The 12,903-nt window shown below is 38.1% G+C and carries 10 protein-coding genes; 3 read left to right on the forward strand and 7 right to left on the reverse strand.

Features of this window, described 5'->3' with window-relative positions; translation table 11 throughout:
* Nucleotides 1-202: 202 nt before the first annotated feature.
* The 3 genes from F959_RS02695 (at nt 203) to F959_RS02705 (ending at nt 4,148) form a co-directional block, all read left to right on the forward strand.
* Complete coding sequence (locus F959_RS02695; protein ID WP_004877321.1) at nt 203-1,108, forward strand: hypothetical protein; 906 nt, start codon at nt 203-205, stop codon at nt 1,106-1,108.
* 111 nt (nt 1,109-1,219) lie between these two features.
* Complete coding sequence (locus F959_RS02700; protein ID WP_004877322.1) at nt 1,220-2,116, forward strand: hypothetical protein; 897 nt, start codon at nt 1,220-1,222, stop codon at nt 2,114-2,116.
* A gap of 94 nt (nt 2,117-2,210) precedes the next feature.
* Nucleotides 2,211-4,148, forward strand: coding sequence for an acyltransferase family protein (locus F959_RS02705; RefSeq protein ID WP_004877325.1), 1,938 nt, complete (start codon nt 2,211-2,213; stop codon nt 4,146-4,148).
* Between the two features lie 11 nt (nt 4,149-4,159).
* Here F959_RS02705 and F959_RS02710 read toward each other — a convergent pair whose 3' ends face one another.
* From F959_RS02710 to glnE, 7 genes are all read right to left on the reverse strand, one after another.
* Nucleotides 4,160-5,071 carry a glycosyltransferase family 32 protein gene (locus F959_RS02710; protein WP_004877326.1) on the reverse strand — a complete coding sequence of 304 codons (912 nt, stop codon included), beginning with the start codon at nt 5,069-5,071 and terminating at the stop codon, nt 4,160-4,162.
* Nucleotides 5,072-5,095: 24 nt separating this feature from the next.
* Nucleotides 5,096-5,854 (reverse strand): glycosyltransferase family 25 protein, encoded by a 759-nt coding sequence (locus F959_RS02715; RefSeq protein ID WP_004877328.1) that lies wholly within the window; start codon nt 5,852-5,854, stop codon nt 5,096-5,098.
* A 15-nt stretch (nt 5,855-5,869) separates the two neighbouring features.
* Nucleotides 5,870-6,865: a Stealth CR1 domain-containing protein gene (locus F959_RS02720; RefSeq protein WP_004877330.1), complete on the reverse strand. Its 996-nt coding sequence runs from the start codon at nt 6,863-6,865 to the stop codon at nt 5,870-5,872.
* 35 nt (nt 6,866-6,900) lie between these two features.
* Nucleotides 6,901-7,656 carry a hypothetical protein gene (locus F959_RS02725; protein WP_004877331.1) on the reverse strand — a complete coding sequence of 252 codons (756 nt, stop codon included), beginning with the start codon at nt 7,654-7,656 and terminating at the stop codon, nt 6,901-6,903.
* Nucleotides 7,657-7,855: 199 nt separating this feature from the next.
* Complete coding sequence (locus F959_RS02730) at nt 7,856-9,016, reverse strand: nucleotide sugar dehydrogenase (protein ID WP_004877333.1); 1,161 nt, start codon at nt 9,014-9,016, stop codon at nt 7,856-7,858.
* A 141-nt stretch (nt 9,017-9,157) separates the two neighbouring features.
* Nucleotides 9,158-10,084, reverse strand: a complete 927-nt coding sequence (locus tag F959_RS02735) for a branched-chain amino acid transaminase (protein WP_004877335.1) — start codon at nt 10,082-10,084, stop codon at nt 9,158-9,160.
* A 29-nt stretch (nt 10,085-10,113) separates the two neighbouring features.
* The gene (gene glnE / locus F959_RS02740) at nt 10,114-12,864 is read right to left on the reverse strand and encodes a bifunctional [glutamate--ammonia ligase]-adenylyl-L-tyrosine phosphorylase/[glutamate--ammonia-ligase] adenylyltransferase (RefSeq protein ID WP_004877336.1); all 2,751 of its coding nucleotides are present in this window, start codon (nt 12,862-12,864) and stop codon (nt 10,114-10,116) included.
* Nucleotides 12,865-12,903 lie beyond the last annotated feature (39 nt).

The following is a 12,903-nucleotide window of genomic DNA, read 5'->3' on the forward strand; positions in this document are numbered from 1 at the left end:
ATTTTTGTCTTTTTTGGCAGTCATTGATTTAAGCTTTTGATTTTATTTAGATGTTATATATAAGCTTGAAAGCATCAGCACTAGAAAATTTAGGAGGCAATTATTACAATAGGGAGTAGAGTCGTTGCTGTACCGTTCTCTAAGTAACGGGATCTCTTTTTTTGTTGTATTGATTCTTATAATTTATGAAAAGTGTGTAAATATGAATAGCGAAGCAATTAAAATTTTTGTGGGTTGCGACCCTAACAACTGTGATCTTGAACAGATGATGGTATTAGATTATAGCGTTCGTAAACACACGCAACACCCAGTTGAAATTATATGGATGCAACTCAGCCATGATCCCGAAAGCCCGTGGTATACCAATCAAGCAACTGGCGAAGGATGGCATACAGAAAAATGGGCAACACCTTTTTCAGGTTTTCGTTGGGCGATTCCAGAATCATGTAACTTTCAAGGGCGCGCAATCTATATGGATGCCGATGTCGTGGTTTTATGTGATATCGCGGAGTTGTGGGCGCATCCAAAAGCTGAAGATGCGATCGTGATTGCCAAAGGAGGCAAAAATTCAGCTCGTCTATGTACATGCGTTTGGGACTGCGAGAAAGCTAAGCAATATTTACCTGCTTTAAAAGACATTCAAGCTAATCCTGATGGCCACAAAAAGTTAATGCAACTTTTGAAAGATAAGCCTGAGCTAGTTCAACCTTACCAAGACTCTTATAATAATATTGATGGTGAAGGTCTCGCTGCTGAGCAGATTAAAATTCTGCACTATTCAGACATGGGTACACAGTTTAGTCACAAATATTCCCTGCCACGCTTAGAGGCATCAGGACAAAAACATTGGTTTGATGGAAAAATCATGCCACATCCAAGACAAGATCTCACGGAGCTATTTGATCAGTATTACAACGAAGCTTTAGCAGCAGGTTATCGCCCAGAGAATTATAAAGTAGAACCTTTTGGGGACTTTTCTAAAGCGACACAAATCAATTATCATGGCAATAAAGTGACTCGTCCAGAAGATGAGAAGAGCTGGTTCACTCGCTCTATCGATAGTCTTAAATCAAAGTTAAAGAAGAAAAGCTTCTCTCTTGATGATTAATAGATATTAGGGAGATTGTCATAGCACAATCTCCCTCTCCATACTTTTCTAGTCCTGACTGTTTTTACGATAATAAACAGATTTTTAGCTTAATCATTGCTGAGTTTTTAAATGCTTCCATCTCTTTCAGATACTTTATTACGAAACATTTATAAATTCATTTATAAGATTTTTTACCCAAAAACATATAAACACAATCGTCGTTTCTGGCCGCTTTATCGTGTACAACGTAATGAACATGGTCGTTTAGAAAAAGTTTATTTTAAGAAGCAGCTTGTTTCAGATAATTTGATGATCCAACCAGCAAAAAATTCAAAGTGCATGTTGATTGCGACAGGGCCTTCTATTCAGCAGCTTCCAAATGAAGTTTTTCAGAAAACAGATATAGACTATATCGGCGTGAATGGTGCGATTGCTTTGGAAAATATCCATTACAACAGCTATATCATCATTGACCATAATTTTGTGGATGCTCGCTTTGATTTGGTCGAGAAAGTACTGCAAAGCAATTGTACTTTTTACACCACACCTCGTTGTCTAGATATGATTCTTAGACGAATTAAATTTACAGATATTCAATGTAGTATCAAAACTATCGAAACAATCACTAGAGACCTCATGGAAGTGTTTCTTGATGAAGAAATGCTCGTGAATAAAACGGCAGAACACTTTTTCATTCACGATGATTTTGGTTTCTCAAAAGATATTTTTAACGGCATATTTGATTACTTTACCGTTGCCTATGTCGCCCTACAAATTGTTAACTCGCTCAACTACACAGAAATTTTTATTGCTGGCTTAGATATGAGCAATTTTTCTAAACCACGCTTCTATGAAACAACTGATGATAAGCAGCCAACGTTACTCGACATACATAGCGAGACTGTATTACGTGCATTTGATGCTGCTGCATTATTTTTTAAAGAACATCAAATTAACGTTTACAATCTTTCTCCAAACAGTGCCGTTGAATCCTTCGAAAAGCGATCCTTTGAAGTTATACAATAAGTGTAGAAAAAGCCTTTAATAAAAATACACAATCAAATTAATCATGAATTAATCATTCGCTCATACAATTAGAGTTTTAGCTAAATATTATTGCATGAGCGTCAATAACTTTCGGACTGACATTAATGGACTAAGAGCTTACGCTGTAATTTTTGTCGTTCTTTTTCACTTCCAAATATTAGGCTTTTCAGCAGGATACCTCGGTGTCGATATTTTCTTCGTCATTTCAGGCTATCTAATGACAAAGATCATTATTGAAAGACTAGAGAAAAATCGGTTTTCCTTTAGTGACTTTTATTTATCCCGCATCACCCGAATCTTCCCAGCATTACTCGTTCTCGTTGTATGTCTCACAATACTTGGCTGGTTTATCTTTATTCCTGAAGATTTTCAAAGATTTGCTAAAGATGCACGTTATAGCCTTACGTTTCTCTCAAATAATCTCTATTACCGACAAGCTGGAGATTACTTTGCAGTAGATGCACATGAGAAAGCACTGTTACATACATGGTCACTTGCTGTTGAATGGCAATTTTATCTATTGTTCCCCATCCTTTTGGTGATTTATTGGAAATTAACCAAAGGGCTAAAACACATTGGAATCTTTCTCAGCATCTTATTTATTGCCTCACTGAGTTATTCAATTTATATCACCCCTAAAGATTCCATGTATGCCTTTTTCAAACTCACTACACGAGCATGGGAACTGATTGCTGGTGGTCTTGTCTATTATTATTTTAGAAATACACAGTTAAAGACATATCTCAAAAAATTAACAGAAGCAATCGGCTTTATGCTTATCGTTGCCAGTTTAATTGTATTAAAGCAAAGTACGCCTTGGCCAGGTTATGCTGCATTGTTACCCGTTGTAGGTACAATGCTGATTCTAATCGCAAACCGCCAAGACTCTTTTCTCACTCAAACACCCATCGTGCAAAGTATTGGTAGCGCATCCTATTCAATCTATTTATGGCATTGGCCTGTATTTTTCCTACTAAATTATTTCTTTGTTCCACATAATTTTCTTAATCTAAGCCTTGCAATTACGCTTTCACTATTTTTAGGTTGGTTAAGTTATAAATACATAGAAAGTAGTCGTAATCTTCTGCAAAAGCTCAAACCTCAATATATTTATGTTTTATTCTTTGCTGTTCTAATTGCGTCATATCCTATTTATAAGTTCATCAGCAAAGATGGTGTAAAGGATAGAGCAAGCTCTAAATATCTATCCAGCATAGAACAAATTCAGATGCCTGCAGTCGCAAATGGTTGGTGCTTTTATAATATTAAAGGTGACGATAATCTTAATGTAGGAACTCAAGGTTTAACTTGCTCTATTGCATCAAAACAACCTACTGCGAAAAAAGCCTTACTGTTCGGCGATTCTTTTGCTGGCCATAACAATCCTTTTTGGGATCAAATTGGTAAAAAGCTTAACTTACAGATCCAAGTTGTTTCGACAAACTGGTGTTACCCAAGTCTTAACGATGCCTTTACTGGAGATCAGCCATCTGATGCCTACGAGCAGTGTCTAATCAACCGTGATTATCTTGCTAAGAATATGGATAAATATGATGTATTGATTTTTGCAGGGCGTTGGTCAGATATTGTTGGAAAAAGCCAACAAAGTGGTTTTGCTAATCTGTTAGATATCACAGAGCAGCACCATAAAAAAGTGATTGTAATGTCAGAGCCATATGCATTTAAGAAGAATATTAGCTTATTGTTCAAAAGAGCAATGTGGTTACATAGAGACTTTAATCTTAATAATTACATGAAGAGTGATAGAGCAACTCAACAGCGATACGCTACAGAGGTAATCAACAATATGGTGTACAAACATAGCAATACACTATTGCTGACGCGTGATGATTTATTCAGACGAAATCAAATGGCAAATGGCAATACCCCCTACTCCCTAGATGGTCGTCATATGTCGATTATTGGTTCACTTGAGTCAGCGAAATATTTCGAAAAACAACCAAAGTATGACGTGTTAAAACAGTTCTTGGAGCAACCCTTAACACCCTAAAACTAATTAATTTAAATATCGATGAATGAGTCGTTAAAATACATTGCTTTCGCATAATAACGGCTCAAGATTCCTCTTTCTTTACCAGCCAATTTGATCAGCTTCGGCATATCAGCAGGCGGATAATTGATTGCAAAATCAATCAATACTTTTTCTTTCACCCACTTATTTTTCACTTGATAGAAGAAAGCATTTCGATCACAGTTGATCAATGTCATACTTGGAAGATAGTTTCGCATGACTTTTTGGCAGGCAACATATGCCACAAGATATTCCAAACGACCGATTTCTTGGAACAAATCCTGATAATCTGCATCATTTTCTTTAATTTTTTGAATATACAGCTTTGGTGTAATTTCAATCGCCTTAGACAACTCATCAAACCAATACTTAAAAAAGACATTCTTTGCCGAACTCGCCAATAACCAATTTTCTAAAACTGGGAAATTTGGGCAAGTCGTATTTTTTTTACGGTAGTATGCAAAACTATTGGTTTGGTTCTCAGTAACAAGCTGTTGTATCCAATCAAGATTTTCATAAACAATGGTGCTTGCATCCAACCAAATTCCACCGTATTGATAAATGAGGTCAAAACGGATGAGATCAGCCTTTTGCTGAGGTGTCGCATGTGCTAAGCGGCGATAGTCGATGTCGCAAAATTCTTTAACATTATCAGGCGTTAAAAAGTTCACAACATGGTCAGGATTTTTTGTTCTAATATTTTCGACACATTTCTCTACAAACTGTGGTAATACACCCTCCCAGTACATCCAAATGATTTTAGGAATAATGGCATTTTTCTCTGTCGGATTCAGAACAATAATATCTGCATAATTGTCTATGGCATCATTCATATCCCGTTTTTTATTCGCATACATCGTATAAAACTTTAAGAGATAGAATAATTTTTTAAAGACTTTCATAAAATTGCTCAGTTTCGAACAGTATTAAGAGATCAAATGTTTAAAAGCATAATAACGATCTCGCCACATGCGTTTTTGCTTTTTGAGTCCATGCGAAAAGCTACGATTTTCTAGCTCTTTTCGTTTAATGCCTTGCGCCGCAACTGTGCCTAAAATATCACTATCTAATCCTGCTGGTTGAACAAATGGCTGCCACACGCCTAGGCCTTTACCATTTTTACTTAACCAGCTTTGGAAAAAGATATCGACTGGAACCTGCATTGTTTTACCTAAGCGTACAAATTCTTCAGCACCACGTCTAGACCAAATCAAACCTACACCACGGATCGGAAAATAATAAGCATGCCACAAGTTAAAACTGTCTAGCTGTAAAATATCTTTCGCTAGTTTTTTCTTTTTAGCTGCAATGTTAACCACATACCAATCAAGTGCCTTATGCTCATCAAGGTAATTTAATAATGCCTCTACTTTCTGTTTAAAATCAGGCAAGACTTGAATATCATCTTCGAGAACAACAAGATAATCTGCATCGGTCTGCAAGAATTTTTCAGCACAGCCATAATGACTCAGATAACAACCCAACTCTGAACTAATTAAGCTACGCCCTAAAATTTCCTGAGCCTTTGCATCATCATAATTTTTAAACTCGGATAATGCTTTACCACGTCCATCATAAGCAGGAAAACGAGTAAACTCCCAATTTGCTTGTTGCAATTGCTCAGTTGCACTTGCTAAACGTTGATCACTACCGTCTAGATTTATAAGATAAGTAACGACTTTCATTTAATTTTCCTTCGCTTATCCTGCAATAGTCGGTTGGATTTGACTAGGCAAAACTTCTCTAAATTTATCAACAAGTGCATGACGAATACGCAGCTCATCACGCTGTTCTAATTGATCTAAACTTTGAATACAACCAAATTTAATATGTTCGTTAGATAAAGCTTGAATACAAGGCTCTAAGTCTCGCCCATCTTTCAAATAGGCAATCTCAACATCATCTTTCAAGATCGCTTGATTATTTTGTATAGCCAAATGATTAGATAGCCCTACAGGTAAAATCTGATCAATATTTCTAAATTTAAAGCGAATTTGCTGCTGTAAGAACAAGGGATGTTGTCCAAAATAATTCGCTAAAAGCGCTTTACTTAAAATATGCGGACGATGATGAATTTCATAATAACGACTGAGTCCAACACAGTCTGCACTGAGCATTTGAGCCATAGAGTATTTAGGCTGGGCAATTTTCCCAAACTTATTCTGTACAAATTTTCGCAGTAGGTATTTAACTTTTTTTATGAAATTACTCTGCCAATGACCGTAAATAACCATCTGATCATCAACTAAAAAGTCTTGCTGACGTGACGCTTGATTAAAAAAGAAATCATCATTGAGATAAATAAAGTAATCAGAAATACCAGGAATATTCCACAACATACTTTCGATACTTAATGAATTAAACGTCGGCAAAGCTGACTCATAGCCATTAAAAACTTCACGATGGTCAATAATCTTAATCTTTCCAGCTTCACAAAGCCCTTGCTGTTCAAACTGATCCAACCATTTCGGTTGCTGTTGATCAGTGACCACATAAATTGTTCCGCTATAAGGAACAAACTTTAGAATTGAGGCAATACAAAAATAAATTTCATCATTACTGGCAAAGCGGGTATCTTCTAAAGCATTAGAAGGCTCAGCTTGATTCATGAACTTTCGGCGTTTGTTTTTTAAATTGCTGTCATTACCATCCACCCAAGCAATAACAATATCAATCGCTTGCACGCTATTTTTCATAAATCAAACTCGACCTTTTCCAATATGATTAAGGCTTATTGCCAAGCATCTTTAATCCAGTCCGATGGCAGTACATAGCGATACCACTTACCACCGCCACCACTGACTGCATCAGGCGGATTAATTTCACCATGGAAAATAATAATTTTGGCATTTTGAGGTTTTACAGGTGGTTTGAAATAAGCCAATGGAATCTTTTGTAAGCAGTGATATTTATAACTTTTACACCAGTCTTTGTTCCAATAACTCAGCTTACCTTCTTTATGTACAAACCAAGAGAGGTACTCTTGTTCATTACGGAATTTTTGTCGAACCTCATCAAAGTGTTCACGGAAATACGGCAGAATTTCAGGAAAAGCGCCTAGTTTAAAACGGTAAACTGAACTGTTTCCAGTAATACGCCAAGGTCTTTTCCAGTCATGAATCACCAAAAACTCACCTTTTTCTTGGAAAAAACAATCGATGTTATCGACAATCACCACATCCAAGTCTAGAAAAAGCGCATTACCTTTTAAGCCATAAAGGTCAGGTTCAAAAGTTGAAAGTTTATTCCAACCACGCTCAGGGCTACCCTCAGGCAGATCAAGTGATGGAATCGGAAAACATTGGATATTAGGATCAATTCCTTCAGTGCGGTCTGTTAGACAAACCATTTTAAAAGGCAAAGTAAGATGACGTTTAACCATGTTGTATAAACGATTGACATATTCTGCGCCATACTTGGTTCCCCATTTCATGCACAAAATAACATTGTCTTCATGAGTTGCCGAATTTTGTTGAATGTCTACCATCTGCTAACCTTAATGCCTTAGATATTATTTTGCTCAAGCATTTGGTAGCCAAAGCGAAAAAATAATATGCACTGAATGTGAGGCTATCTTAGCATAGACCTTATATTATTTTTTATTATTAATTCGTCAAACCCTTATAGTCTGTCGGTATTTCACCAACAGACTATACAAATAAAAACTTAATCAAAATTGAGAAAGCTTAATTAATGCCAAATAAATCTCTGGTATAAATTTTTTCCATCACATCACTGAACATCGGTACCATTCGATTTACGATAATCAAATCTGACATCGCTTTAAATTTTTGTAAGCTCGAAATAACAGGATGACCTAGATACTCTTTTACATCCAAGGTTGGCTCATAAATCACAACGCGGATTCCCTCATCGGCTAAACCTTGTAGCACATCATGCACAGCAGACTCTCTAAAATTATCAGAATCAGCTTTCATCGTCAGTCGATAGATTCCAACGCAAGAGACTTTTCGGCTTAAAATATCCGCAATAATCGCTTGTTTACGGGTCTGATTTGAGCGAATGATCGCGGAGATTAACTCCTGTGGTGTATCATGATAATTTGCCAACAACTGCTTAGTATCTTTGGGCAAGCAATAGCCACCATAACCAAAGGATGGATTATTGTAATGATCACCAATCCGAGGATCTAAACCAACCCCTGTAGTAATATCCAAAGCACTTAATTTGTTTTTCATACAGTACGTATCAAGTTCATTAAAGAAAGCGACACGCATGGCCAAATAAGTATTGGAGAAAAGCTTAATTGCTTCAGCTTCGGTAGAATCCACACACAATAACACGGCGTTCTTTTCTACCGTCGCTTTCAAATATAACTTGGCAATCTTTTCAGCGCGTTTTGACTTTTCACCCACAATAATTCGAGAAGGATATAAGTTGTCTTGTAAGGCTTGCCCTTCCCTTAAAAATTCTGGGGAGAAAATGAGGTTTTTAAGCTTTAACTTTTTAGAAATCTCTTTGGTATAACCAACGGGCACCGTCGATTTGATAATCATCAACGCCTTTGGATTTATTTTTTGGATATTATCAATGACCGCTTCAATACTAGAGGTATCAAAATAATTGGTTTCAGGATTATAGTTAGTAGGTGTTGCGATGATAATGAGTTTTGCATTTTGATAAGCAAATTCTTTATCACATGTAGCCTCAATGCTGGCTTCAGTTAAGTAGTTTTGAATACAAGTATCACTGATAGGTGACACTTTTTGGTTAATGCTCTTTACCCGTGTTTTATCTATATCTAGTACAATCACATCATGTTGTTTGGAAAATAATAAGGCATTCGATAGACCTACATAACCCGCACCAACGACAGTAATTTTCATTCGATCTCTATTTTTTATTCGACTTAGAGACACCGTAATCAACTAAAATGAAAGATTGATGATGGTTTAATTGCAATCTTTTGACAAACCAGCAATAAAAAAGCGAAGCCTAGGCTTCGCTTTTTTTAAGATTTAAGTCACTTATTTGATATAAGTCAACCAATCTGCATATTTATCATTACGACCTTGAACAGCATCAAAGAATGTTTTTTGAATTACTGTTGTAATCGGACCACGAGAACCGCAACCAATTTCACGGTCATCATATTCACGGATAGGCGTAACTTCAGCAGCCGTACCTGTAAAGAATGCTTCATCAGCAATATAGAATTCGTCACGCGTAATACGACGCTCAACGACTTCATAACCAAGATCTTTGGCAATCGTAATCACTGTTTGGCGGGTAATCCCCTCAAGTGCACCACCTGCCAAATCTGGAGTATGTAATACGCCATCTTTGATCAAGAATACGTTTTCGCCAGCACCTTGGCAGACAAAACCTTGTGGATCAAGCAACATCGCTTCATCATAACCCGCACGAGCAACTTCTTGGTGAGCCAAGATCGATACTGTATAGTTACCACATGCTTTTGCTTTACACATCGTCACGTTCGGGTGGTGGTGCGTAAACGAAGATGTTTTAACGCGAATGCCACGAGCCATCGCTTCTTCACCAAGGTAAGCACCCCAGCCCCATGCAGCAACAGCAGCATGAACAGTATTTTCAGTTGCAGCGATACCTAATTTTTCAGAACCGATCCAAATCAATGGACGTAGGTAGCAAGAAGCTAACTTATTTTCACGCACGACATCAATTTGTGCTTGTTCTAAAGTCGCTTGATCAAATGGAACATTCATTTGATAAATTTTTGCAGAATTTAATAAGCGCTTAGTATGATCTTGTAAGCGGAAGATTGCTGTTCCATTTGGGGTTTCATAAGCACGGACGCCTTCAAAAACACCCATACTGTAATGCAGAGTATGTGTTAAGACGTGAATTTTTGCATCACGCCAATCAACCATTTTTCCATCTTGCCAAATAAAACCATCACGATCAGCCAAATTCACGGCGCATACTCCAAACTTTTACTACACAATCATTCACTATCCAATGCAATTGTTGCGCTTGGATCAATTAACCTTTGCCATAACTTGCAAACGATCTCGCGGGTATCGTGCCAGTCCGCAGCATTAACTTGCATGGATTGATTTGCAAGTGCTAAACGGTGGCTCTCAGCTCGTTCACGGAGATAAGCATGTATCAATGCTGAGGCATCTTCACTTGATAAGCAGCCTGCTTGAGCAGCATCTTCTAAAATTCTTACATTGTCGGAAAAATGGGCGAGATCAGGATTCGTCCCACTCCATGCAAGCACTGCATACTGTGCCATAAATTCAATGTCAACGATACCACCTGAGTCCTGTTTTAAATGAAAAATCCCATGTTTTTTTTGTTCAGAAGATGAACCCAAATGATCTTTCATTTTCTGGCGCATTTTTAATACTTCTTCACGAACTTCATTTTCATCACGGACTTGTGTCAGGATCTGACAACGAACTTCTTCAAACTGCTGGCAAAGCGTTGCCTCACCTGCGATTGAGCGCGCTCGGACAAGGGCTTGATGCTCCCATAACCAAGCACTTTTTTGTTGATACTGCTCATATGCTTTTAGACTAGTCACCAACATTCCCGCCTCTCCTGACGGTCTTAAACGTGTATCAATTTCGTAGACACGACCATCTAAGGTTTGGGTTGTCATGAGTGACATAAATTTCTGTGCAACACGGATCGCAAACTCAGCACTACTGATGCTCTTTCGACCATCCGTTTCAGCTTGTTCTTCAAAAGCATGAATGAAGACTAAATCCAAATCTGAGCCATAACCCAATTCAATTCCACCGAGCTTGCCATAGCCAATCACAGCAAAGCCTTTCGCATCCAAGCTACAACGTGCTCCTGTCGTACTCACAGGATAGCCATGTCGCTGTGCGACTGATTCATAGGCTAAATTTAAAGTCGCCTGCACACTCACTTCAGCAATATCTGTAAGTGCATCAGACACTTTCATCAATGGGCTTTCTGCAAGTACATCGCTCGCCGCAACAGTCAGCACATTACTCTTCTTAAATAAGCGGAGTACACGCATCTGATCTTCGACTTGATCAATCTCAATGCGAAGTAATTGCTGACGTAAAGAATCTTCTAAATCCTGCCGTTGAGGTAATCCGAAATCCATAGATAGAAACTCATCCAGCAACACAGGATATTGAGCTAATTCCTCACAAATCCAAGGACTGACTGTTGCCATTTTCACTAGACGCTGTAAAGCACCTCGGCTTTCCATCAGCATGACTAGATATACCGTTCGACGCAGCACTGATTCAACTAATGGCATCAATCTTAACAGCGCCATTTGCGGTTGATCTGACTGTAAAATCGCTTCAATCAAATGCGGCCAAAACTTTTTCAATCGCTCTAAAGCACTGGCAGGAATTTTCCTTAATGCTTGCCCATGCCAAAAGTTTTGAATGAGGTTCTTTGCATCATCATCTAGTACAGCATCTAATTTCTGCTCAAGTTTTACAAAATCATCAATCGGTTCTGAAAATTCTTTTTCTTGAATTAATTGCTTGAACTGTACTTTGACTTTATCTCGCTTCTGATTCAACACGTTAATGAAAGCAGTCCAATCCGCAAAACCAAGCGTATCCAACATACGTTGCCTTAACTCGGGCTCAGTTGGTAATGATTGTGTTTGCTGATCATTCAGGGCTTGAATTGCATGCTCAACACGTCTTAAAAACAGATAAGCATCTTCCAAATCATCAACGGATTGTTGATCTAAAAGTTCCGCTTCACCTAAATGATGCAAATTCACTAAACATTGACGATCTTGTAATTCACGTTTTGAACCACCGTAAATCAATTGGAAGACCTGTACAATAAACTCAATTTCGCGAATGCCGCCTGCACCGAGTTTAATATCATCCTCAATATTACGACGCATGACCTCACGTTCGATCATGGCTTTCATTTCACGCATCGCAGCAAATGCTGAATAATCTACATAACGGCGAAACACAAACGGACGTGCCATTTCCATCAAGTCAGCACCTGCTTTACCGCCAGTGATAACCCTTGCCTTAATCCAAGCATAGCGTTCCCATTCACGTCCGTGCTGGCTCAAATATTTTTCTAAACCCATATAGCTAATCGCGAGCGCAGAGCCATCACCCCAAGGGCGCAAGCGCATATCTACACGGAATACAAAACCATCTGCGGTAATATGGTCGAGTAAATAGATCAGTTTCTGCCCCCATAAAATACAGAACTGTTGTACATCTATGCATTTTCGACCATTGGTCTCGCCTTGTTCATCGAAGGCAAAAATAAGATCAATATCACTTGAAAGATTAAGTTCTTGTGCACCTAATTTCCCCATCCCGATAACAATCAGGTCTTGAACTTGCCCCTCATAACTGATTGGTTCTCCATGCTTGGCAACAAGTGGGATACGTGCAAATGCTTTTGCGGCACAAATGCTCGCATCGGCAAAATCAGATAATTCACGGGTTAAGGTCACCACATCGGTAAGCTGGTTCGCATCCTGCCAAATCCAACGAAACATCAAACGCGCTCTTAGGATACGTAGCGCTTTCATCCATACCTGTTCATCCTTGATCTCTGCAACAGTTTCTTGGACTTTTTGATGGATGCTTTGTGTAGACAACGAGCAAAGAAATTGATCTTCTGAATAATCTTGTTCTAGTTGTGACTGGTATAGGTTTAAAACTTGTTCTGCATACTGACTTGCAACTAAGGTTTTTTGTAGCTGTTCCGCATTCATATAAAAAGGCTCGACCGATGTCATCTCATCGTATTTAGT

The sequence above is a fragment of the Acinetobacter venetianus RAG-1 = CIP 110063 genome (assembly GCF_000368585.1).
Lineage (GTDB): Bacteria > Pseudomonadota > Gammaproteobacteria > Pseudomonadales > Moraxellaceae > Acinetobacter > Acinetobacter venetianus.